General features: G+C 66.5%; 21 protein-coding genes. 12 read left to right on the top strand and 9 right to left on the bottom strand.

The window, feature by feature from the left end:
• Positions 1-79: 79 nt before the first annotated feature.
• Together B3K53_RS06295 and B3K53_RS06290 are read left to right on the top strand one after the other, a co-directional pair.
• Complete coding sequence (locus tag B3K53_RS06295; protein ID WP_292083281.1) at positions 80-436, top strand: phage holin family protein; 357 nt, start codon at positions 80-82, stop codon at positions 434-436.
• Positions 437-504: 68 nt separating this feature from the next.
• Complete coding sequence (locus tag B3K53_RS06290; protein WP_292083280.1) at positions 505-1,077, top strand: DUF2239 family protein; 573 nt, start codon at positions 505-507, stop codon at positions 1,075-1,077.
• On the opposite strand, the gene B3K53_RS06285 is transcribed toward B3K53_RS06290, so the two are convergent.
• A complete protein-coding gene (locus B3K53_RS06285) occupies positions 1,074-2,501 on the bottom strand; it encodes a serine hydrolase (protein ID WP_292083279.1) in 1,428 nt (475 codons plus the stop codon). The two genes, B3K53_RS06290 and B3K53_RS06285, sit on opposite strands and share 4 nt — an antisense overlap.
• A gap of 267 nt (positions 2,502-2,768) precedes the next feature.
• Here B3K53_RS06285 and B3K53_RS06280 point away from each other — a divergent pair, with 267 nt between their 5' ends.
• Positions 2,769-3,239 carry a phasin family protein gene (locus B3K53_RS06280; protein ID WP_292083278.1) on the top strand — a complete coding sequence of 157 codons (471 nt, stop codon included), beginning with the start codon at positions 2,769-2,771 and terminating at the stop codon, positions 3,237-3,239.
• 26 nt (positions 3,240-3,265) lie between these two features.
• Here the strand turns inward: B3K53_RS06280 and B3K53_RS06275 are convergent, their stop codons facing one another.
• Positions 3,266-4,447 carry a S41 family peptidase gene (locus B3K53_RS06275; RefSeq protein ID WP_292083277.1) on the bottom strand — a complete coding sequence of 394 codons (1,182 nt, stop codon included), beginning with the start codon at positions 4,445-4,447 and terminating at the stop codon, positions 3,266-3,268.
• A gap of 155 nt (positions 4,448-4,602) precedes the next feature.
• Between B3K53_RS06275 and clpS the strand changes: the two genes are divergently transcribed.
• The 3 genes from clpS to B3K53_RS06260 all read left to right on the top strand — a co-directional run bounded on the left by clpS (position 4,603) and on the right by B3K53_RS06260 (position 7,924).
• Positions 4,603-4,932 carry an ATP-dependent Clp protease adapter ClpS gene (gene clpS / locus B3K53_RS06270; protein WP_003164443.1) on the top strand — a complete coding sequence of 110 codons (330 nt, stop codon included), beginning with the start codon at positions 4,603-4,605 and terminating at the stop codon, positions 4,930-4,932.
• 12 nt (positions 4,933-4,944) lie between these two features.
• The gene (clpA, locus tag B3K53_RS06265; RefSeq protein ID WP_292083275.1) at positions 4,945-7,248 is read left to right on the top strand and encodes an ATP-dependent Clp protease ATP-binding subunit ClpA; all 2,304 of its coding nucleotides are present in this window, start codon (positions 4,945-4,947) and stop codon (positions 7,246-7,248) included.
• A 100-nt stretch (positions 7,249-7,348) separates the two neighbouring features.
• Positions 7,349-7,924, top strand: a complete 576-nt coding sequence (locus tag B3K53_RS06260; protein ID WP_292083274.1) for a DUF4287 domain-containing protein — start codon at positions 7,349-7,351, stop codon at positions 7,922-7,924.
• Positions 7,925-7,927: 3 nt separating this feature from the next.
• On the opposite strand, the gene B3K53_RS06255 is transcribed toward B3K53_RS06260, so the two are convergent.
• The 4 genes from B3K53_RS06255 to B3K53_RS06240 all read right to left on the bottom strand — a co-directional run bounded on the left by B3K53_RS06255 (position 7,928) and on the right by B3K53_RS06240 (position 11,323).
• Entirely contained in the window at positions 7,928-8,233 is a 306-nt protein-coding gene (locus B3K53_RS06255; protein ID WP_292083273.1) for a CsbD family protein, read from the bottom strand.
• A gap of 90 nt (positions 8,234-8,323) precedes the next feature.
• Complete coding sequence (locus B3K53_RS06250) at positions 8,324-9,556, bottom strand: GNAT family N-acetyltransferase (protein ID WP_292083272.1); 1,233 nt, start codon at positions 9,554-9,556, stop codon at positions 8,324-8,326.
• On the bottom strand, positions 9,553-10,011 hold the full coding sequence (locus B3K53_RS06245) for a RidA family protein (RefSeq protein ID WP_292083271.1): 459 nt from the start codon (positions 10,009-10,011) through the stop codon (positions 9,553-9,555). Before B3K53_RS06245 ends, B3K53_RS06250 begins: the two co-directional genes overlap by 4 nt.
• A 55-nt stretch (positions 10,012-10,066) precedes the next feature.
• Entirely contained in the window at positions 10,067-11,323 is a 1,257-nt protein-coding gene (locus tag B3K53_RS06240; RefSeq protein WP_409515793.1) for a DNA polymerase IV, read from the bottom strand.
• Between the two features lie 165 nt (positions 11,324-11,488).
• On the opposite strand from B3K53_RS06240, the gene B3K53_RS06235 reads away from it, so the two are divergent.
• Together B3K53_RS06235 and B3K53_RS06230 are read left to right on the top strand one after the other, a co-directional pair.
• A complete protein-coding gene (locus B3K53_RS06235) occupies positions 11,489-11,854 on the top strand; it encodes a response regulator (RefSeq protein ID WP_184273318.1) in 366 nt (121 codons plus the stop codon).
• 6 nt (positions 11,855-11,860) lie between these two features.
• A complete protein-coding gene (locus B3K53_RS06230) occupies positions 11,861-13,225 on the top strand; it encodes a PleD family two-component system response regulator (RefSeq protein ID WP_292083268.1) in 1,365 nt (454 codons plus the stop codon).
• Between the two features lie 103 nt (positions 13,226-13,328).
• Here B3K53_RS06230 and rpmG read toward each other — a convergent pair whose 3' ends face one another.
• Positions 13,329-13,496, bottom strand: a complete 168-nt coding sequence (gene rpmG / locus B3K53_RS06225) for a 50S ribosomal protein L33 (protein ID WP_003164451.1) — start codon at positions 13,494-13,496, stop codon at positions 13,329-13,331.
• Between the two features lie 126 nt (positions 13,497-13,622).
• Between rpmG and B3K53_RS06220 the strand changes: the two genes are divergently transcribed.
• On the top strand, positions 13,623-14,189 hold the full coding sequence (locus B3K53_RS06220; RefSeq protein WP_292083267.1) for a hypothetical protein: 567 nt from the start codon (positions 13,623-13,625) through the stop codon (positions 14,187-14,189).
• Positions 14,190-14,207: 18 nt separating this feature from the next.
• On the opposite strand, the gene B3K53_RS06215 is transcribed toward B3K53_RS06220, so the two are convergent.
• Together B3K53_RS06215 and rnr are read right to left on the bottom strand one after the other, a co-directional pair.
• Positions 14,208-14,918: an NUDIX hydrolase gene (locus tag B3K53_RS06215; RefSeq protein WP_292083265.1), complete on the bottom strand. Its 711-nt coding sequence runs from the start codon at positions 14,916-14,918 to the stop codon at positions 14,208-14,210.
• On the bottom strand, positions 14,915-17,230 hold the full coding sequence (gene rnr, locus B3K53_RS06210) for a ribonuclease R (protein WP_292083264.1): 2,316 nt from the start codon (positions 17,228-17,230) through the stop codon (positions 14,915-14,917). The genes B3K53_RS06215 and rnr overlap by 4 nt, the downstream gene beginning before the upstream one ends.
• Positions 17,231-17,346: 116 nt before the next feature.
• Between rnr and B3K53_RS06205 the strand changes: the two genes are divergently transcribed.
• From B3K53_RS06205 to B3K53_RS06195, 3 genes are read left to right on the top strand one after another with little or no spacing between them, the layout of a single operon-like run.
• Entirely contained in the window at positions 17,347-18,750 is a 1,404-nt protein-coding gene (locus B3K53_RS06205) for a pyridoxal-phosphate dependent enzyme (RefSeq protein WP_292083263.1), read from the top strand.
• Positions 18,751-18,754: 4 nt separating this feature from the next.
• On the top strand, positions 18,755-19,510 hold the full coding sequence (locus B3K53_RS06200) for an alpha/beta hydrolase family protein (protein ID WP_292083262.1): 756 nt from the start codon (positions 18,755-18,757) through the stop codon (positions 19,508-19,510).
• A complete protein-coding gene (locus B3K53_RS06195) occupies positions 19,507-20,670 on the top strand; it encodes a cystathionine gamma-synthase (protein ID WP_292083261.1) in 1,164 nt (387 codons plus the stop codon). Before B3K53_RS06200 ends, B3K53_RS06195 begins: the two co-directional genes overlap by 4 nt.
• The last annotated feature ends 2 nt before the right edge of the window (positions 20,671-20,672 follow it).

The raw sequence follows: 20,672 nt of genomic DNA, 5'->3' as shown, positions 1-20,672 counted from the left end.
CAGGGCAGGGCGGATTTCGCACGGGAGCGAAACGCGATCTGACGCGCTATATGGTCAAGGTTCACGGAGATTGCGTCCAATGTTGCGTTTCATCGTTCAGGCTGTCGTCACGGCTCTGGGGTTGTGGCTGTCCGCCAAGGTCGTGCCGGGGGTGGACTTCACCTCGACCGGGTCGCTGGTCGCGGCGGCGGTGATCCTCGGACTGGTCAACGCCATCGTGCGGCCGATCATGGTGATCCTGACTTTGCCGCTGACCATCGTGACCTTGGGTCTGTTCCTGCTGGTGGTGAACGCGGCGATGATTGGACTGACGGCCTGGTTCCTGGGCGGTTTCTCGGTCAACGGTCTGTGGGCGGGGATCGGGGCGGCCATTGTCACGGGCGTGGTCAGCTGGATCGCGGCCTCCCTGTTTGGCGAAGGTGAGCGGGCGCGTTGAATAATCCGGGTAATATTGACGTGAATATTTTGCCCGGGTAAATCGTCGCGACCTTCAAGGAGCTGACGATGACCACAGCAACCTGCACTGCCTTCGCCGCTGATCGCCTGATCGCCTCGGGCGCGCCGGCCGAGGTCGTGGCCGCCGTCAAGACGGCCCATGATGCGGGCGAGGCGGTTCTGGTCTTCGACGATGCCGACGCCCGGCCGGTGGAGTTCGACTTGCGCGGCGATCTGGCGGCCGTGCTGGCGCGCCTGCCGTCCGAGCCGGTCGAGAAGCGCGGGCCGGGGCGGCCCAAGCTGGGTGTGACGGCGCGCGAGGTGACCTTGCTGCCGCGCCATTGGGACTGGCTGGCGGCTCAGCCGGGCGGAGCCTCTGTCGCGCTGCGGAAGTTGGTCGAGAGCGCCCTGCGCGAAGCTGAGGGACCGGATCGCGTGCGCCGCTGTCGCGAGGCCGCCTATCGCTTCATGACCGCCGTGGCCGGCGATCAGCCCGGCTATGAAGAGGCGACACGGATGTTGTTCGCCGGCGATTGGGCGGCGTTTGACGCCGCCATCGAGGCCTGGCCATCAGACGTGGCCGACTACGCCCGGCGTCTGGCCGAGGGAAGCTGGCGCAACGGTCAGGGCAGGGCGGCCTAGCTGGGACGGATGACCATGCAGGTCACGCGGCGCTCACTCAGGGTTTCGCAGGCCGCCTGGGCGGCAGCTTCGGTCATGCCGGTGAAGCGCGAGCGATACCAGCCGTTGGCGTTTTGAACGTCGCGCTGGGCATCAGTGAATTGGGTGCGGAAGCGGCGGCTGACGTCATTCAGCCAGTCGCGGGCCACGGCTTCCTCGCGGAAGGCGCCGACCTGAACCGTCCAGCGGCCTGAGGGCGCGCGGGCGGCATCGCGGGTCGAGCGGGCAGGGGCGGCCGAGGTCGGGCGACGCGTCGAGGAGCCGCCGTTCAAAGATGCTGTGAGATTTTCAGGCGTGCGGGCCTCGGCGCGCTGGACCGGAGCGCTCGCGCGCGGCGTGGCGCGGGTCGACGGCGGCGGCGTCACCTCGGTCGGCAGGGTGGCGGGCGGCGGACCGGCGACATAGGCCACGGCGGTCGAGCCCACGCCTTCGCCGTCCTCGTCCGAAGCCGAGGCGTATTCGACCGGCGGGTTGGGATCGGCGCTGATGCCGTAGCCGCGCTGCTCGAAGAAGGTCTGGGCCACCTGGATGCGTTCGCCCTGACCGCGACGGCGCTGGACCTCGAAGCCGGTATCCATCAACTCGGCCACGTGGGCGTTGCGGCTGGCGGTCGAGCGACCGCCCATGACGATGGTGATGATCCGCTTGCCGTCACGCACCGAAGAGGCGGCCAGGTTGTAGCCCGAGGCGTTGGTGAAGCCGGTCTTGATGCCGTCATAGCCGCGGCCCGTGGCCAGCAGGCCGTTGGTGTTCCGGTAGTCGCGACCGTTGAAGTACCAGTCGTGCAGGCCGAGGTAGCGATAGTACTGCGGGTAGTCGCGCATCACGGCGCGGCTCAGGATCGACAGGTCGCGGGCGGTCGTCGCCTGGCGCGTGTCGGGCAGGCCGTTGGCGGTGGTGAACCGGGTATGGTCCATCCCCAGCTCCTTGGCCTTGGCCGTCATTCGGGCGGTGAACTGGGCTTCCGAACCGCCGATATGCTCGGCCAGGACCACGGCCATGTCGTTGGCGCTGCGGACCGCCGTGGCCTTCATGGCGTCGTCCAGGCTGATCGACTGGCCGGCCGCCAGGCCCAGTTTCGACGGCGGCTGCGAAGCGGCGCGCGGCGAGACGGTGAGGTTGTCGGTCAGCTTGACCTTGCCGGACTCCAGCGCCTCGAAGACCAGATACAAGGTCATGACCTTGGTGATCGAAGCCGGATAGCGCCGGGCGTCGGCGAAGCGCGAGAACAGCACCTCGCCCGAGGAGGCGTCGACCACGATCGAGGCGTAGCGCGAATTGTCAGAGGATTGGGCGACCGGCGGCGGCGCGCCGAGTGCGGGTGTCAGGACCACGCCGCCCAGAACCAGGGCGGCCAGGAAGCGGCGGCGGAATGCAGCGTTCATGGTCAATCTACTAGCCTCGTCACTGTGGCGCGAAGACGACCGTGATCACCGCGCGTTACAAAGGCTAACATCGGACTCGCGGGTTTCGAGAGGGTTAACAAGCTGTCAACGGAGTTGTGATCGCGGATGGCGCCGGCAGGTGATCGGCGATCATATGTTGCGTCGCACAATTTTCACTTGAAGTCATTTCGCACTTGCACCATATGACACGTGTCGCGATGAACCTTGTTCGTCGTGAGATCCTTTATCCGCTTCGGGAGAGTCCCAATGGCTGACGCCGCCGAGACTGTTAAGAAGACCGTTGAACAGACGACCGCCAAGGCCAAGGCCCAGGCTGAATCCATCCAGGCCGCCGGCGCCAAGGCCTTCCGCGAAGGCGTGGACAAGTCCGTCGCCTCGCTGACCGAGCTGAACGCTCACGGCAAGAAGAACCTCGAAGCCGTCGTCGAGTCGGCCGCCGCCGCCCAGAAGGGCGTCGAGGCCCTGTCGCAAGAGACTCTGGCCTTCTCGAAGAAGTCCTGGGAAGACGGCGTCGCCGCCGCCCAGTCGATCAGCCAGGCGCGTTCGGTCCAGGAACTGGTCGAACTGCAGACCTCGTGGGCCAAGTCGGCCGCCGAGGCCTATCTGGCTCAGTTCGGCAAGGCGACCGAAATCTTCACCGCTTCGGTGAAGGACAGCTTCAAGCCGATCAACGAGCGCGTCACCGCGTCCGTCGAGAGCTTCCAGGCCGCTCGCTAAGCCTGACTTTTTCAGTAGGCGTACAATCAGGCCCTGGCGGAAACGCCGGGGCCTTTTTGCTGGTCGAGCCATTGAGAAGCGGCCAGCAGCGCGGGGTCGACGCGCTTGAGGGCGCTTTCGGCCGTCCGGGCGATCTCGACATCGGGCGAAAGGCCAATACCCTCGATGCGAAGCCCCTGCGGACTGACGTAGTCAGAAAACGGCACCGTCAACTTGCCGCTGTCAGGCAAAGAGAAGGTCCGGGACCCCAGAACAGCTCCGGCGGTTCTGGCGCCAAACAACCGAGCGCGCTGGCCGTGCTGAAGCGCTGCGGCGCCTATTTCCCCGCCGCTGGCTGTTCGTGGACCGATCAGGACGGCCAAGGGGCCTGCAAATGTCGTGGGAGAGGGCAGAGTCTTGCCTCGGTGGACGCCCTGCCTCGTCTTGAAGACGCCGATATCGCTGCCGACAGGCAGGAGTATCGACAGGAGTCGCCCCACCTCGGCGATGACGCCCCCGGTATTGTCCCGCAGGTCGAGGATGAGCCGAGACGGCGGCGCCTGCTGGATGTTTGTCATCACCCAGTCAATCGAGCTCTGATCGAAGACGTTGAAGCGAAGATAGTCCGTTCCATCTTCAAGGGTTCGCCCTTCGGTCCCCGGCGGCGGCGCCTTGGGGGTCCATCGAATCGTCATGACCTGATTGGACTGCGTCTCGACCAGTTTGAGTTCCTTGCTGTCGGGGGCGATGCGCCGAAGGCTGGACAGCTTTACGCTTTGGCCGGGGCGAAGCCCGGCGTCATAGGCGGGGCCCGAAAGCTCGACATCCTCGACCACGAAGCCTGGCGCGATCCATGTGAGTTTTGCGCCTAGGCCGGCTTCATCGGCGCTGGGCAGAAGGTTGGAAGAGCCGGGCTTCTGACGCGGCATTTTGAAGCTACGTCCACTTGGCAGTGTGATCACGTCCGGCGGGCGGATGTCGATATGGGACGAGTCGAACTGGTCGAGAATCGGAACCAGCACATCCAGATAGAGCGCGGCCTGAGTTTCGGCCTTCGCGGCTCGCGGCCGCCAATCACGACGAATAGCCGCCCAATCCAGGCCGTTCATGGCCGGGTCGAAATACCATTCGTCGATGGTTTCCCACATGGCGTCGAAAACGGCCAGATTGTCTCGTTCGGGGGCCGATAGACAACTGGCCTGCGCCAAGCTGCCTGCGGCCAGCGCCATTACGGATCGTCGCGTTTCCCACCCCATAAATCGGGGGTACGCGAGATAAGGCCGCGCCTCAAGCACCGCTCACACAAGGCGTGACTGGACGCCCCTACAAATCAGGCCATCATCACCTATCTGATCCATCAAGACTCCCCGAAGACGGACAACGAATGCCTAACAGACGGCCAGGTGAACAAGGCGGAGGCGCAGGCGCCGCCGTCGTCACCGAGACAAAGCCGAAACTTCAGCGGCCCTCGCTCTATCGGGTGCTGATCCTGAATGACGACTACACCCCGATGGAGTTCGTCATCTATGTGCTGGAACGGTTCTTCCAGAAGAGCCGGGAAGACGCGACCCGCATCATGCTGCATGTGCACCAGCATGGCGTCGGAGTTTGCGGCGTCTTCACCTACGAAGTGGCCGAAACCAAGGTCGCCCAGGTGGTCGAGACGGCGCGCCGTCACCAGCACCCTCTGCAATGCACGATGGAAAAGGACTGAGAGGAACCTCCCATGCCCTCGTTTTCGCGTCCTCTCGAAGAGACCCTGCACCGCGCGGTCCACTATGCGAACGAGCGTCGGCACGAATACGCCACGCTTGAACACCTGCTGCTGGCCCTGATCGACGATCCCGACGCCTCGGGCGTGATGACGGCCTGCAACGTCGATCTCAGCGCGCTGAAGACCGCGCTGACCCTCTATGTCGATAATGATCTGGCCGCCCTCGCCACGGCCGACGGCGACGACGCCAAGCCCACGGCGGGCTTCCAGCGCGTGATCCAGCGCGCGGTCATCCACGTCCAGTCGTCGGGCCGCGAAGAGGTGACGGGCGCCAATGTGCTGGTCGCCATCTTCTCCGAGCGCGAAAGCCACGCCGCCTACTTCCTGCAAGAGCAGGACATGACGCGCTATGACGCGGTCAACTTCATCGCCCACGGCATCGCCAAGAAGCCGGGCGCGACCGAGACCCGTCCCGCGCGCGGCGCCAGCCCCGAGGACGCCGAGGACGCCGCCGCCGTCAAATCCGGCGGAGAGGCGCTGGAGGCCTATTGCGTCGACCTGAACGAGAAGGCCAAGAGCGGCAAGATCGACCCCCTGATCGGCCGTCAGGCCGAGGTCGAACGCTCGATCCAGATCCTGTGCCGCCGGACCAAGAACAACCCGCTGCTGGTCGGCGATCCCGGTGTCGGTAAGACCGCCATCGCCGAGGGCCTGGCCCGCAAGATCGTCAACGGCGAGGTGCCGGACGTCCTGAAGGACGCCACCATCTACTCGCTCGACATGGGGGCGCTGCTGGCCGGCACCCGCTATCGCGGCGACTTCGAGGAGCGGCTGAAACAGGTCGTCAAGGAACTGGAGACGCACGAGAACGCGGTTCTGTTCATCGACGAGATCCACACGGTGATCGGCGCCGGAGCGACGTCGGGCGGGGCGATGGACGCCTCCAACCTGCTGAAGCCGGCCCTGGCCTCGGGCAGCCTCCGCTGCATGGGCTCGACCACCTACAAGGAGTACCGCCAGCACTTCGAGAAGGACCGCGCCCTGGTGCGGCGCTTCCAGAAGATCGACGTCAACGAACCGACGGTCGAGGACACGGTGAAAATCCTCAAGGGTCTGAAGACGACCTACGAGACCCACCACAAGCTGCGCTACACCGACGCCGCCATCCGCACGGCGGTCGATCTGTCGGCGCGCTACATCACTGACCGCAAGCTGCCGGACAAGGCCATCGACGTGATCGACGAGGCGGGGGCGTCGCAGATGCTGCTGCCGGAATCCAAGCGCAAGAAGGTTATCGGCCAGAAGGAGGTCGAGGCCGTCATCGCCAAGATGGCCCGCATCCCGCCGAAGTCGGTCAGCAAGTCGGACACGGAATCCCTGCGTGAGCTGGAGACCGATCTGAAGCGCGCCGTCTTTGGTCAGGAACAGGCCATCGAGCAGGTCTCGGCGGCGATGAAGCTGGCGCGGGCAGGCCTGCGCGACCCGAACAAGCCCATCGGCGCCTTCCTGTTCAGCGGCCCGACCGGCGTCGGCAAGACCGAGGTGGCCAAGCAACTCGCCGCCACCCTGGGCATCGAGATGCAGCGCTTCGACATGTCGGAATACATGGAGCGCCATACGGTCAGCCGCCTGATCGGCGCCCCTCCGGGCTATGTCGGCCATGACCAGGGCGGCCTGCTGACCGACGCCGTCGACCAGCATCCGCACTCGGTGGTGCTGCTGGACGAGATCGAGAAGGCCCACCCCGACGTCTACAACATCCTGCTGCAGGTGATGGACAACGGAACCCTGACCGACGCGGTGGGCAAGAAGGTCGATTTCAGGAACGTCATCCTGATCATGACCACCAACGCCGGTGCCGCCGACAACGCCCGCGCCTCCATCGGCTTCGGCCGGGGCAAGGTCGAGGGCGAGGACGACAAGGCCATTCAGCGCCTGTTCGCGCCGGAGTTCCGCAACCGTCTGGACGCCATCGTGGCCTTCAAGCCGCTGGGCACGGAGACGATCCGTTCGGTGGTCGGCAAGTTCATGATGCAGCTGGACGCCCAGCTGGCGGACCGCAACATCACGATCGAACTGACCGACGAGGCGACCGACTGGCTGGCCAAGAACGGCTTCGACGAACTGTACGGCGCGCGGCCCCTGGCCCGCGTCATTCAGGAGCACATCAAGAAGCCGCTGGCCGACGACATCCTGTTCGGCCGCCTGACCCGCGGCGGACACGTCAAGGTCGAGCTGAAGGACGGCAAGATCGCCTTCGACATCACCCCCGCCAAGGGCGCGGCGGTGAAGGAAGAGGAAGAAGAAACGGCCTGATTTCGTTCAGGTTTGTGGCTGGAGGCCCGGGCGGAAACGCCCGGGCCTTTTTCTTTGGCGCAGGCAGGGGCATGGTTCGCGCAAACGGAGGGGACGGATCATGGGTGCAGCGCTGACCGCGCGGCAGAAGAAGTGGTTCGCCACGGTTCAGGCCAATCTGGAGAAGAATACCGGCAAGCCGTTGGCCGACTGGGTGGCCATCATGAAGACCTGTCCCGAGATCACGCCGCGCGCCCAGGCGGCCTGGCTGAAGGCGGAGCACGGCGTGGGCCAGAACCACGCGGCGCAGATTCTGGACGCCTGCCGCCCCGACGATGGTCCCGGCTGGGACGACCCTGAAGCCCTGCGCGACGCCCTGTGGAAGGACGCAGCCTCGCTGGCCATCCTTGAGGCGGTCGAGCGTGCGGCGGCTGGCGTCGAGGGCGTGATCTCGGGGCAGCGCAAGGGCTACACTTCGTTCTCGCGCAGCGTGCAGTTCGCGGCCATGCGTCCGCTGAAGGGCGGACGGGCTCTACTGGGATTGAAGTTGGCGCCGGAGGCTTCGCCGCGTCTGTCGCCGTCGGCGCGGCGCGAAAGCTGGTCCGAGCGGCTGACGGCGACGGTCGAACTGGACGCCGCCGATCAGGCGGACGCGGAAATCGGCCGCCTGTTCGCACAGGCGGCCGACAACGGTTGAGGCCTAGCGCTTACGGCCCAGCGCGCCAAGGAGCACCGCCGCGCCAGCGATGATGCCGGTGGTCAGCAGGGGTTTGCGGCGGGCGAAGTCGAGGCCCTTGCGCGCCGGATCGCGCAGGTCGGCGGGGGCCTTGTCGACCATGCCGTCCAGGCCGTCGATGACGCGACCATAGGCGTCCAGCGCCTTGCCCTTGACCTCGTTCAGCTTGCCTTCGACCTGTAGCTTGCTGTCGCCGGTCAGGCGACCCAGGCCGTTCTGGGCCTTGCCCTTCAGTTCCGTCGCGACGCCTTCGATACGTTGATCGGTCATGGTGATCCCTGAAATGTGAGGAGGAGACTCACATGGGAAGCGCCTTGCCCGGTCGAGAGTTCCTGACTTTGCGTCGGTCGCGACCAAATGTCAGCCTTTGCGATAAGGCGACAGCTCAGTCGTCATCGCTTCCATCTCCGCCGCGACCGCCGGCCGCTCATTGTCGAGATAGCGGGCGACCGGATCGCGCAGGGCCGGGTCGGCGATCCAGTGAGCGGAATAGACCGGGGAGGGCAGGTAACCGCGCGCGATCTTGTGCTCGCCCTGGGCCCCCGCCTCGACGCGGGACAGGCCGCGCGCGATGGCGAAGTCGATGGCCTGATAGTAGCAGAGCTCGAAATGGAGGAAGGGCACCTCCTCCAGCGCGCCCCACTGACGGCCATAGAGGGCGTCGCGGCCGATGAAGTTCAGGGCCCCGGCGATGGGCGTCCCCTCGCGGAAGGCCATGACCAGGGCGATGCGGTCGGCCATCGTTGCCCCGACGCGGGCGAAGAAGTCGCGCGTCAGATAGGGGCGGCCCCATTTGCGGTCGCCGGTGTCCATGTAGAAGGCGAAGAAGGCGTCCCAGTGGGCCTCGGTGATCTCGGCGCCGGTCAGGACGCGGATATCGAGGCCCGCCTGCGCCTCGCGTCGCTCGCGCCGGATGGTCTTGCGTCGATTGGACGACAGGGCGGCCAGGAAGTCGTCGAAGGTCCGATAGCCCTCGTTGCGCCAGATGAACTGGATGTCGCGGCGGGGCAGCAGGCCCGCCTCGGTCATGGCGCGCCATTCCGGCTCGGTCGGGAAGTTGACCTGCAGGGACGAGACGCCCAACCGCTCGACCAGGGTCAGGGCGCCTTGCAATAGCGCCTCCCTGATCGCGTCATCCCGACCGGAGCGAAGCGCAGAGCCGGGACCGCCGGGGGCGCTGTCGTCAGCGTTCTGAGCGGCCCCGGATAAGCCCTGCGGGCTTTCCGGGGTGACGGGTTTCACCAGAAAACGCGGCCCTGTGGCGGGGGTGAAGGGCACGGCGCCGAGAAGTTTGGGGTAGTAGCGGCCGCCCGCGCGCTGATAGGCGTCGGCCCAGCTGTGGTCGAAGACGTATTCGCCCTGGCTGTGGCCCTTCAGATAGAGGGGCATGACGCCGATCACGGCGCCGTCTTCGTTATGCAGGGAGAGGTGGCGCGCCGCCCAGCCCTGGGACGGGACGGCGCTGCCGGACGCCTCGCAGGCGTGCAGGAAGTCGTAGGAGACGAAGGGATCGCCGGTGGGGGCCGCGCAGGCGTCCCACGCGTCCCGGCCTATCGAGGCGATCCCGTCGTTGACCTGAAGCGTGAAGCTCACTTCACCTCGATGATGGCGTCGATTTCCACGGCGAAGCCGAGCGGCAGCTTGTAGACGCCGACGGCCGAACGGGCGTGTTTGCCCGCGTCGCCGAAGACTTCGACCATCAGGTCCGAGCAGCCATTGATGACGGCGGGGATGGCGATGAAGTCCGGGCCGGCCTGGACGAAGGCGCCCAGCTTGACGATGCGGACGACGCGATCCAGGTCGCCATCGACGGCGGCGTTGATCTGGGCCAGCAGGTTGATGCCGCACAGACGGGCGGCTTCGGCGGCCTGCTCCGGGGTCACGTCGACGCCGACGGTGCCCTTGATGCCGCCATTGGCGTCGTTCGACAGCTGGCCCGAGATCAGGATCTGGTTGCCCGTGCGGACGTAGGAGACGTAGCTGGCGACCGGCTTGGCGGGCTCAGGCAGGGTGATGCCGAGTTCGGCGATGCGGGCGTGGATGCTCATGTCGGAGACTCCGTTGAGGGGTTCGAGCGGGGTTTAGCGCGGCGGGCGGTCCGCGTCATCCGGGCTTCTTGAGCGCACGGCCCGCGACCACGGCGGCGGCGCCGAATTTCTCGCGCAGGGCGTCGATGGCGGTCTCGGTTTTCAGGGCGCGGGTCTCGGCGGTGGCGAACAGGCCGGCGGGGGCGGCGGCTGCCTCTGCGATCTCGGCCAGGCCGATGCCGATCAGGCGATAGGGCTCGCCCAGTTCGGGCTTCAGCAGGTCGCGCCCGGCCGAAAACAGCACCCGCGCCGTCTGCACCGGCTCGGCCAGGGTGATGCGGCGGGTGACGATTTTGAAGTCGGCCTTACGCAGTTTCAGCACCACCACGCGGCTGGCCACGCCGTCGCGCCGCGCCTTGGACGCGAGTTTCTCGCACAGGGGCCACAACTCGGCCTCCAGGTCGTCGGCGCTGGTCAGATCGTCGTTGAAGGTGGTCTCGGCGCTCATGCCGCGTCGGTCGTGGTCTGGGCGGACGGGGCGGGCGTCGCGGGCGTGGCTGAGATCGTAGAGCCGCAGGCCCGTCTCGCCATATCGGCGGATCAGATCCTTGACGTCGGCGGCGGCCAGATCGCCGACGGTGGCGAAGCCGTCCGAGCGCAGGGTGCGCCCGAACACCGGCCCGACGCCGGGGAGGATGTTGACCGGGCGCGAGGCCAGCAGGTCTTTCGCCTCCGTCGCGCCGATGACCGAAAACCCTCGCGGCTTGTCCAGTTCCGAGGCGATCTTGGCCAGGAAGCGGTTGGGGGCCAGTCCGATGGAGACGGTCAGGCCGGTCTCGTCCTCGATCCATTTCTGCAGGCGGATCAGCTGGAAGGCGGGTGGGCCGCCGTTAAGGCGTTCTGTGCCCGACAGGTCGATCCAGGCCTCGTCCAGCGACAGGGTCTGGACCAGGGGCGTCAGCTTGCCCACCGCGCCGAAGATGCGCTCGCTCTCGGCCACGTACTTTCGGAAGTCCGGCTTGATGACGACCGCGTCGGGACAGGCCTTCAGCGCCTTGTACATGGGCATGGCCGAGCCGACGCCATGCAGGCGGGCCACATAGCAGGCGGTCGAGACCACGCCGCGCTTGCCGCCGCCGATGATGACCGGCATGTCGCGTAACTCAGGCCGGTCGCGCTTTTCCACTGAGGCGTAGAAGGCGTCGCAGTCCAGGTGGGCGATGGTCAACTCACCGAGTTCGTCGTGGGCGATCACCCGGCGCGAGGCGCACGACGGACACCGTTCGACCTTGCGGTCGCCGGTCCACAGGCAGTCGCGGCAGACAGCCTTCAGGGGCAAATTGAACTCCGTCGGCGCTCAAGCAGTGCGAAGCACGATAGCGCAATGAGAAATGTCAGCTTCACCTCAACTTAAGACTGCGCGCGTCACAGTGCATCCGAAGAAGGCGAAAAGCCCTGCGCAGCGGCGCGAATTATTGGCGAAACAGCCGGGTGGCGGATGTCCAAGAAAGTCCTCATCGTCGAGGATAACGAGCTGAACATGAAGCTTTTTCATGATCTGCTTGATTCCCAGGGCTACGAGACCCTGCAGACCCGCGAAGGGCTGCAGGCGCTCGCCATCGCGCGCCAGCATCGCCCTGACCTGATCCTGATGGATATCCAGTTGCCGGAAATTTCGGGCCTGGAAGTGACCAAGTGGCTCAAGGACGACGAAGAGCTGAACCATATCCCCGTCATCGCCGTTACCGCCTTCGCCATGAAGGGCGATGAGGAGCGGATCAGACAGGGTGGTTGCGAGGCCTATATCTCCAAACCCATTTCGGTGGTGTCGTTCCTCGAGACGATCCGCAAACACCTGGGGTAGGGCGGCATGAGCGCGCGCATCCTGGTCGTGGACGATGTCGAGACGAATGTCCGACTGCTCGAAGCCAAGCTGACGATTGAATATTACGACGCCCTGACCTGCGGTGACGGGCTTTCGGCGATCGCCTTGGCGACGTCCGAGCAGCCCGACCTGATCCTGCTGGACGTCATGATGCCGGGCATGGACGGGTTCGAGACGTGTCGGCGCCTGAAGGACGATCCCCGGACGCGGCATATTCCGGTGGTTCTGGTGACGGCGCTGGACGGACGGCATGACCGGATTCGCGGACTTGAGGCCGGCGCCGACGACTTCCTGACCAAGCCGCTGGACGACGTTATCCTGATGGCGCGGGTCAAGAGCCTGACCCGGCTGAAGATGGTCATGGACGAACTGCGCGAGCGCGAGGAGAGCGGGCGGCGCGTCGGCGTCGACACGGCGGGCGTGGCGCGGCTCAAGGGTTCCGGCGGGCGGGTTCTGGTCGTCGATGACAATGAGCTTCAGGCCGCCAAGGTGGCGCAGGAGCTGGCGATCGAGCACAGGCCGCTGGTCGAGGCGGATCCCGTAGCGGCTCTGGAGGCGGCGCGCGGCTCGGTCGATCTGATGATCGTTAATGTGACGTCCGAAGGGTTTGACGGTCTGAGGCTGATCGCCCAGGCCCGTTCCAAGGAGCCGACGCGGCGGTTGCCGATCCTGGCCCTCGTCGATTCGCAGGACCGGCCCCGCCTGTTGAAGGCGCTCGAACTCGGCGCCAACGACATCCTGACACGCCCGGTCGATCCCGAGGAACTGTCGGCCCGGGTGCGCACCCAGGTGCGGCGCAAGCGCTACGGCGACTTCCTGCGCGAAAAGCTGGACCACAGCCTGGAGATGGCCGTCACCGACGCCCTGACCGGTCTGCATAACCGTCGCTACATGACGAATCAGCTTCAGCCGCTGGTGGCGCGGACCAATCGCGGCGGCGAGCCGGTGGCGGTGCTGGTGCTGGACATCGACCACTTCAAGGCGGTCAACGACGGCTTTGGCCATGACGCCGGGGACGAGGTGCTGCGCGAGTTTTCCGTGCGGCTGGCGACCAATGTTCGTGCCGTTGACCTGCCGTGCCGCTTCGGCGGCGAGGAATTCGTGGTGGTCATGCCTGGCACCACGCTGGAGGACGCGCACCGCATCGCCGAGCGGATCCGGCGGGATGTCGGCGCCGCGCCGTTCCGCGTCATGGACGGAAACGCGCATCTGAACATCACCGTCTCGGTCGGTGTGGCCGCGACCATGGGAACGGAAGACACGCCGGAAGCCCTGCTGAAGCGGGCGGACGAGGGCGTCTATGAGGCCAAGGCCTCGGGCCGCAACAAGGTCGTGGCCCGCGCGGCCTGAGCCGTTCTTCCTGTTGCACGCACGACGAAAAACGCCCGGCTGAAAAGCCGGGCGTTTCGAATTCTGCAGTCAAGCGAGCCCTGAGGCTCGGGCGGTTAAGCCCTTACTTGATCTTGCCTTCCTTGAACTCGACGTGCTTGCGGACGACCGGGTCGTACTTCTTGACGACCATCTTTTCGGTCATCGTACGGGCGTTCTTCTTGGTCACGTAGAAGAAGCCGGTGTCAGCGGTGGAGTTCAGGCGGATCTTGATGGAAGCCGGTTTGGCCATCGGAATTACCTTTGCGACGGCGAAAGCCGCATGAAACGAGAGGGGCGGAACATACTCAGGCGCTGACCAAAGTCAACGCCCGCGATGTCGCGTTGAGGAAAGCCTCCTAACGGTTAGGGTGATGAGATGAAAGCCCTGACCTCGATCGCCCTCGCGGCCGCCGCCCTGACCCTGTCGTCCTTGCCCGCCGCCGCCCGTGCGGACACGCCCCAGGACGCCTTCTTCAAGAATCTGAGCGCCCTGTGCGGCCAGAGATTCGAGGGCAGGGTGGTCACGACCGACGCCGCCGATTCGGATTTCGCCAGCCAGCGTCTGCTGATGCACGTGCGCGACTGCTCAGCCGAAGAGATTCGCATTCCCTTCTGGGTCGGCGCCGACCGCTCGCGCACCTGGGTGGTGACGCGCACCGCCACGGGCCTGCGTCTGAAGCACGATCACCGCCATGATGACGGCACGACCGACACGCTGCACTGGTACGGCGGCGACACGGCGGGCGCGGGCACGGCCGAGCGTCAGGAATTCCCGGTCGATCAGGAATCCATCGATCTGTTCAACGCCAACAACGCTACGGTCTCGACCACTAACACCTGGGCGATGGAGGTCCATCCGGGCCGGATGTTCGCCTATGAGCTGCGTCGTCCCAACCGCCACTTCCGCGTCGAGTTCGACCTGAAGAAGCCGGTCGCCCAGTAGCAAGGCTTCTGCGGGCCGTCAGGGCCTGTGTTCGACCACATGACGGCCGCGCACCATGCGCACGAAGGGCAGGGGGCGGTCGGGGTGGGCCAGGCGCTCGGCCATCTCGCCCAGGACGAAGCGCGTGATGGCGGGCAGGTCCAGGGCGCGGGCTTCGTCCAACGGCAGCCAGGCGATCTCGTCCAGTTCGCCCGAACCCTCGATCCGGTCGGGATCGCGCAGGGCCTCGACCGGAGCCATGAAGAAGCGGGCGTCGAACCGGCGTGAGCGGCCCGGCGGCGTGATGGCGCGGGCCACGTAGGACAGGACCGATAGATCGGGCAGGGCGCCGGCCTGACGATACTCGCGCCACGGGCCGGCGACCGAGGCCGGCGCGGCGGGGCGACCCAGGATCAGGCCGGTTTCCTCGAAGGTTTCGCGCACCGCCGTCAGAGCCAGGGCCCGGGCGCGGCGGGCGGGCATTTCCGCCTCCAGCCGTCGGGCCGCGTCGGGCGACAGTTCGCCGGTCGAGGCGGCGGTGAAGTCGGAGCGGTCGATGCGCCCGCCGGGAAAGACCCACTTCGAGGCCATGAAGACGTGACCGGGCGCGCGGCGACCCATAAGCACTTCCGGCCGCTTCGCGCCCCGCGTCAGGATCAATGTGGCGGCGTCCCTGGGCCGTTGCGCGCCGCCGGTGCGCGGTGCGTCGGCCAGGTCCTGAGCGGCGTCGAAGGGGGCGGCGGATTTCACCGCCGCTTGCCCTTGCGCACCCCTTTCAGCCCGCCCGACGGCTTGCCGCCGTTGCGAGGTTTGGGGCCGCCCGGGCGGCCTTTTCCGCGTGTCGGCGGACGGTCGCCGCCGCGTCCGCGCACGCCGTAGCGCGGGGCCGGAGCATTGGGATCGCGCGGTTCGGGGTCGGACAGCATCTCCAGCACCAGACCGCCGGTGACCGGCGTGGCCTCGGCCAGACGCACCTCGACGCGCCGACCCAGGGTGTAGCGCTGTCCCGTGCGTTCGCCGATCAGGGCGTGGGCGCGGTCGTCGTGGGTGAAATACTCGTTGCCGAGCGAGGATACGGGGACCAGACCGTCGGCGCCCGTTTCGTCCAGGCGGATGAACAGGCCGAAGCGGGTCACGCCGGTGATCCGTCCGCTGAAGGTCGCGCCGACGTGGTCTTCCAGGAAGGCGGCGATGTAGCGGTCCATGGCGTCGCGCTCGGCGGCCATGGAACGGCGCTCGGTTTCGGTGACGTGTTCGGCGATGCCGTCCAGTTCAGCGATCTCACGATCCGTCAGGCCGTCCGAGCCCAGGTTCAGGCCGCGGATCAGGCCGCGGTGGACGATCAGGTCGGAATAGCGCCGGATCGGCGACGTGAAGTGGGCGTAGCGGTCCAGGTGCAGACCGAAGTGGCCGACGTTGTCCGGCGAGTAAATGGCCTGCATCTGGGTGCGCAGGACCACCTCGTTGACCACCTCGGCGTGCGGGCCGTCGCGGGTCTCGTCCAGCAGCTTGTTGAACCGCTTGGTGTTCGGCGACTCGCCCTTGTTCCACGGCTTGCCGATGGTGTGCAGGAAGTCGGCCAGGTTGAAGATCTTCTCCTGGCTGGGCGCGTCGTGGACGCGGTAGATCAGCGGCGTGCGCGTCTTCTCCAGCGTCTCGGCGGCGCAGACGTTGGCCTGGATCATCATCTCTTCGATCAGGCGGTGGGCCTCCAGCGACTTGCGCGGCTCGATGGCGGCGATGCCGCCGCCGGGGGCCATGATGACGCGACGCTCAGGGCTTTCGATCGCCAGGGGGCTGCGGCGCTCGCGGCCCTTCAGCATGGTCGAATAGGCGTTCCACAAGGGATAGAGGATGGCGTCCATGATCGGGCCCGTCACATCATCCTGCTGACCGTCGATGGCGGCCTGGGCCTGTTCGTAGCTGAGCTTGGCCTGCGACCGCATCAGGCCGCGCATGAACTTGTGCCCGGTCTTCTTGCCGTCCTTGTCGAAGATCATGCGCACGGCCATGCAGGCGCGGTTCTCGCCCTGCTTCAGGCTGCACAGGCCGTTCGACAGGATCTCCGGCAGCATGGGCTCGACGCGGTCGGGGAAGTAGGTCGAGTTGCCCTTGTCGCGGGCCTCGCGGTCCAGCGCCGAGCCGGGACGGACATAGGCGGCGACGTCGGCGATGGCGACCCAGACGATCCAGCCGTCGGGGTTTTTCGGGTCCGTGTCGCGCTCGGCGTAGACGGCGTCGTCATGGTCGCGCGCGTCGGCCGGATCGATGGTGATGAAGGGCACCTCGCGCAGGTCCTCGCGCCCCTTGAGCGTCGGCAGGGCCTGATCCTCGGCTTCGCGCTCGACCAGTTCCGAGAAGCCGGTCGGCAGGCCGTGGGCGTGGATGGCGATGATCGAGGCGGCGCGGGGATCATCCTCGCGGCCGATGGTCTCGAGGATCTTGCCGCGCTTGGGACCGTAACGGTGGTCGCCCTTTTCGATCGACGCCAGCACCAGGTCGCCGTCGCGCAGGTCGCCCGCCACCGCCGAGGGGATCAGCAGGACGTCCTTGGAGCGCTTGTCGACCGGCTCAACGCGGGTTTCGCGCGCCGACTTGCGGATCACGCCCAGAACGCGGTTGGTTCCGGCGTCCAGCCGCTTGACCAGGCGGGCCTCCCAGCCCTCGGCGCCGCGCGCGAACTTGACCAGCAGGCGGTCGCCCATGCCTGGCGCGGGGGTCTTGCCCTCGCGGTCCGGCAGCAGCAGGGCGCGCGGCGCGTCCTCGCCGCCCTTGACCAGTTCGACGTACAGCTCGCCGTCCGCGTCGCGGTCAACCACATCGACCACGCCGACGGGGGGCAGGGCGCCGGCCTCGGAAAAGCCCTTGCGGCCGCGTTTGCCCAGTGCGCCTTCGGCCTCCAGCGTTTTCAGCATCTCGCGCAGCTGGCGGCGTTCCACGCCCTTCAATCCGAAGGCACGGGCGATGTCGGCCTTCTGGGCCTCGCCGGCTTCCCGCAGGAAGGCGATCAGGGTGTCTTTGTCGGGCAGACCCGCGGCGGGGCGTTTCGGCGTCTTGGTCATTGCGCCCTTTGTAATGCGCTTCGGGGCAAATAGGTGAAAACTTGCATGAGTTGACCGCGAAGGCGGCGACGCCCAGCTTCCGGCCTCAAAGCACGTTCTTTTCGGAGCCCTTTCGCATGTCGATGTCCGACGCCCCCGTCCTGATCCGTCCTGTCGGCACGCTGCTGGACCTGATCGGCAAGACGCCCATGGTCGAGGTGACGCGGATCGACACCGGCCCCTGCCGTCTGTTCCTGAAGCTGGAGAGCCAGAATCCGGGCGGCTCCATCAAGGACCGCATCGCCCTGTCGATGATCGAGGCGGCGGAAAACGCCGGCTGGCTGAAGCCGGGTGGAACCATCGTGGAAGCCACGGCGGGCAACACCGGCCTGGCCCTGACCCTGGTCGGCAAGCAGAAGGGCTATAACGTCCTGCTGGTCATCCCCGACAAGATGTCGAAAGAGAAGATCCAGCACCTGCGCGCCATGGGCGCCGACGTGCGCCTGACCCGCTCGGACGTGCCGCACGGCCACCCCGAATACTACACCGATATGGCTGAGCGTCTGGCCCAGCAGATTCCGGGCGGCTACTTCGTCAACCAGTTCGCCAACGACGCCAACACGGCCGCCCACTTCAAGACGACCGGCCCTGAAATCTACGAGCAGATGGACAGCCAGATCGACGCCTTCGTCGCCGGCATCGGCTCGGGCGGGACGATTACGGGCAATGCGCAATACTTCAAGTCGCAGGGCTCGAACGCCAAGATCATTCTGGCCGACCCGGTCGGTTCGGCCCTGGCGGGCCTGGTCAACGAGGGTGTGGCGGGGCCCGACGGCAGCTATGCTGTTGAAGGCATCGGCCAGAACTTCATGCCGGACACCGCCGATCCCGAACTGATCGACATGGCCTATTCCATCCCAGACTCCGAGGCGATCGCCACGGTGCGCGAGCTGCTGTTGAAGGAAGGCATTCTGGCGGGCTCGTCGTCGGGCACCCTGATCGCCACGGCCCTGCGCTGGTGCCGCGAGCAGACCGAGCCGAAGCGGGTCGTGACCTTCGTCTGCGACACGGGCGCCAAGTACCTGTCCAAGGTCTACAATGACGCCTGGCTGGCCGATCAGGGGCTGACCCAGCGCGAGCTGCACGGCGACCTGTCGGACCTCATCACGCGCAAATACGCCAATGGCGACGTGGTCGTGATCGGCCCCGACGACACCCTGGACACCGCCTTCAAGCGGATGAAGGGCGACGGCGTGTCGCAACTGCCGGTCATTCAGGACGGCCGCCTGGTCGGCATTCTGGACGAGAGCGACATCGTCCACATCATGAACACCGACGAGATCACCCGTCAGGAACGCTTCGCCAAGCCGGTGTCCTCGGCCATGACGCGCGATCTGGACACCCTGCAGGTCAGCGAGACGCTGGACGCTCTGATCCCGATCTTCGACCGCGACCGTGTGGCCATTGTTCTGGACGGCGAGACCTTCGTCGGCCTGATCGCCCGCACCGACCTGATCAACCACCTCAGCCTGAACCGGTAGAGCCATGCCGACCCGTCGCGCAGCGATAGGCGGGGCGGGCGGCATCGCGCTGGCGACGCTGGCTGGCGAAGCCGCCGCCGACCAGGCGGCGTCTTTCGGAGGCGTGACCTTCGACAGCAGGGGCCAGGCGATCCGGGCCATTTACTACCCCGCACAGGGGGATGTGCGGGGTTCAGGGGTCGTCATGATGCACGGGTCCGGCGCTCGGATCCGAAGCGCCGGGCCTTGGCATGAACTTGCGTTGCGGTTCGCCGGAGACGGCTACGCCGTGTTGACGCCCCTGTACGTCGATGCAGCGCCCGACGACGGCCGCCGTCCCCCGACGGTTATGGCGGCCTGGCGACGGGTCGGACTGGACGGAGCCGACTGGCTGGCTGATCGAGCGACCGTGGAGCCTGAACGGATCGGCCTGTTCGGCTATTCTCTGGGCTCCTACGTCGCAGTGGACGGGGCCCTGGGCGCAGGCGACGCGGGCGCGGCGATTGGATTGGCGGGGGGCGTGGACGTCTATACGCCGCGCAATCCCCGACGACATATCCCGGTTCTGGTCATCCGGGCTGAGAACGACACCCATGTGAAGCCGGTCAATACGGCGGCCTGGGTCGATTTCATGCGCGACCACGACGTGCCGGTGCGGGTTCAGATGCTGCGCGACGCCGGCCACATCTTGAATACACAGCAATGGGCCGAGGTCTTCACCCGGTCCGCCGAATTTTTCGACGGCAACATCGGCCGTCGTCGAGACAGGATACGATCATGAGTTCGCTGAAAAACAGTCAGGGTTTCTCGACCCGCGCCATCCATGCCGGCCAGAAGCCCGACCCGACCACGGGCGCGGTGATGACGCCGATCTACGCCACCTCGACCTACGCCCAGGAAAGCCCAGGCGTTAACAAGGGCTATGAGTATGCGCGCGGCAAGAACCCGACGCGCGAGGCCTTCGAGGCCTGCATCGCCGATCTGGAGGGCGGAGTTCAGGCCTTCGGCTTCGGCTCGGGCATGGCGGCGACTTCGACGGCGCTGGAGCTGCTGGACGCCGGGGCGCACATCGTCACCGGCGACGACCTGTACGGCGGCTCGTGGCGGCTGTTCGAGCGGGTGCGTCGTCGGTCGATGGGGCTGGACTTCAGCTATATCGACCTGACCGACCTCAAGGCAGTCGAGGCAGCGATCACCGACAAGACGCGGATGCTGTGGGTCGAAACGCCCACCAACCCGCTGATGAAGCTGGCCGACATCGAGGCTCTGTCGAAGATCGCCAAGGCGCACAAGCTGATCCTGGTGGTGGACAACACCTTCGCCACGCCGTGGAGCCAGCAGCCGCTGGCCCTGGGCGCTGACGTGGTCATGCACTCGGCGACCAAATATCTGAACGGCCACTCTGACATCGTCGGCGGGGTTCTGGTGGCCAAGGACGCCGAGATGGCGGCCCAGATCAAGTTCCTGCAGAACTCAATCGGCGGCGTCATGGGGCCGTTCGACGCCTTCCTGGCCAATCGGGGGCTGAAGACCCTGGGCCTGCGCATGAAGGCGCACAACGAGAACGCCCTGGCCGTGGCCCGCTGGCTTGAAGACCGGGCCGGTATCACCAAGGTCATCTATCCGGGCTTGGTCAGCCACCCGCAGCACGAACTGGCCGCGCGTCAGATGAACGGCCGTTTCGGCGGCATGGTCACGGTGTTGATCGACGGCGACCTGGAGCGCACCAAGCGGGTGCTCGAGCGGGTTCAGGTCTTCACCCTGGCGGAGTCGCTGGGCGGGGTGGAGAGCCTGGTGAACCACCCGGCGATCATGACCCACGCATCCGTGCCCAAGGACGTGCGCGAGGCGGGCGGAGTCACCGACAACCTGATCCGCCTGTCGGTCGGGGTCGAGGACATCGACGACCTGATCGCGGATCTGGATCAGGCGCTTTCCTGATA

This window comes from Brevundimonas sp. UBA7506, assembly GCF_002479495.1.
Lineage (GTDB): Bacteria > Pseudomonadota > Alphaproteobacteria > Caulobacterales > Caulobacteraceae > Brevundimonas.
Note: the sequence above shows the minus strand (reverse complement) of the source record. Positions and strands in the feature narration are given on the sequence as shown.

What these genes read in the sequence shown, in the direction of transcription:
- B3K53_RS06295 (WP_292083281.1), top strand. Translation starts at nt 80, where the DNA reads ATGTTGCGTTTCATCGTTCAGGCTGTCGTCACGGCTCTGGGGTTGTGG.
- B3K53_RS06290 (WP_292083280.1), top strand. Translation starts at nt 505, where the DNA reads ATGACCACAGCAACCTGCACTGCCTTCGCCGCTGATCGCCTGATCGCC.
- B3K53_RS06285 (WP_292083279.1), bottom strand. Translation starts at nt 2,501, where the DNA reads ATGAACGCTGCATTCCGCCGCCGCTTCCTGGCCGCCCTGGTTCTGGGC.
- B3K53_RS06280 (WP_292083278.1), top strand. Translation starts at nt 2,769, where the DNA reads ATGGCTGACGCCGCCGAGACTGTTAAGAAGACCGTTGAACAGACGACC.
- B3K53_RS06275 (WP_292083277.1), bottom strand. Translation starts at nt 4,447, where the DNA reads ATGGCGCTGGCCGCAGGCAGCTTGGCGCAGGCCAGTTGTCTATCGGCC.
- clpS (WP_003164443.1), top strand. Translation starts at nt 4,603, where the DNA reads ATGCCTAACAGACGGCCAGGTGAACAAGGCGGAGGCGCAGGCGCCGCC.
- clpA (WP_292083275.1), top strand. Translation starts at nt 4,945, where the DNA reads ATGCCCTCGTTTTCGCGTCCTCTCGAAGAGACCCTGCACCGCGCGGTC.
- B3K53_RS06260 (WP_292083274.1), top strand. Translation starts at nt 7,349, where the DNA reads ATGGGTGCAGCGCTGACCGCGCGGCAGAAGAAGTGGTTCGCCACGGTT.
- B3K53_RS06255 (WP_292083273.1), bottom strand. Translation starts at nt 8,233, where the DNA reads ATGACCGATCAACGTATCGAAGGCGTCGCGACGGAACTGAAGGGCAAG.
- B3K53_RS06245 (WP_292083271.1), bottom strand. Translation starts at nt 10,011, where the DNA reads ATGAGCATCCACGCCCGCATCGCCGAACTCGGCATCACCCTGCCTGAG.
- B3K53_RS06235 (WP_184273318.1), top strand. Translation starts at nt 11,489, where the DNA reads ATGTCCAAGAAAGTCCTCATCGTCGAGGATAACGAGCTGAACATGAAG.
- B3K53_RS06230 (WP_292083268.1), top strand. Translation starts at nt 11,861, where the DNA reads ATGAGCGCGCGCATCCTGGTCGTGGACGATGTCGAGACGAATGTCCGA.
- rpmG (WP_003164451.1), bottom strand. Translation starts at nt 13,496, where the DNA reads ATGGCCAAACCGGCTTCCATCAAGATCCGCCTGAACTCCACCGCTGAC.
- B3K53_RS06220 (WP_292083267.1), top strand. Translation starts at nt 13,623, where the DNA reads ATGAAAGCCCTGACCTCGATCGCCCTCGCGGCCGCCGCCCTGACCCTG.
- rnr (WP_292083264.1), bottom strand. Translation starts at nt 17,230, where the DNA reads ATGACCAAGACGCCGAAACGCCCCGCCGCGGGTCTGCCCGACAAAGAC.
- B3K53_RS06205 (WP_292083263.1), top strand. Translation starts at nt 17,347, where the DNA reads ATGTCGATGTCCGACGCCCCCGTCCTGATCCGTCCTGTCGGCACGCTG.
- B3K53_RS06200 (WP_292083262.1), top strand. Translation starts at nt 18,755, where the DNA reads ATGCCGACCCGTCGCGCAGCGATAGGCGGGGCGGGCGGCATCGCGCTG.
- B3K53_RS06195 (WP_292083261.1), top strand. Translation starts at nt 19,507, where the DNA reads ATGAGTTCGCTGAAAAACAGTCAGGGTTTCTCGACCCGCGCCATCCAT.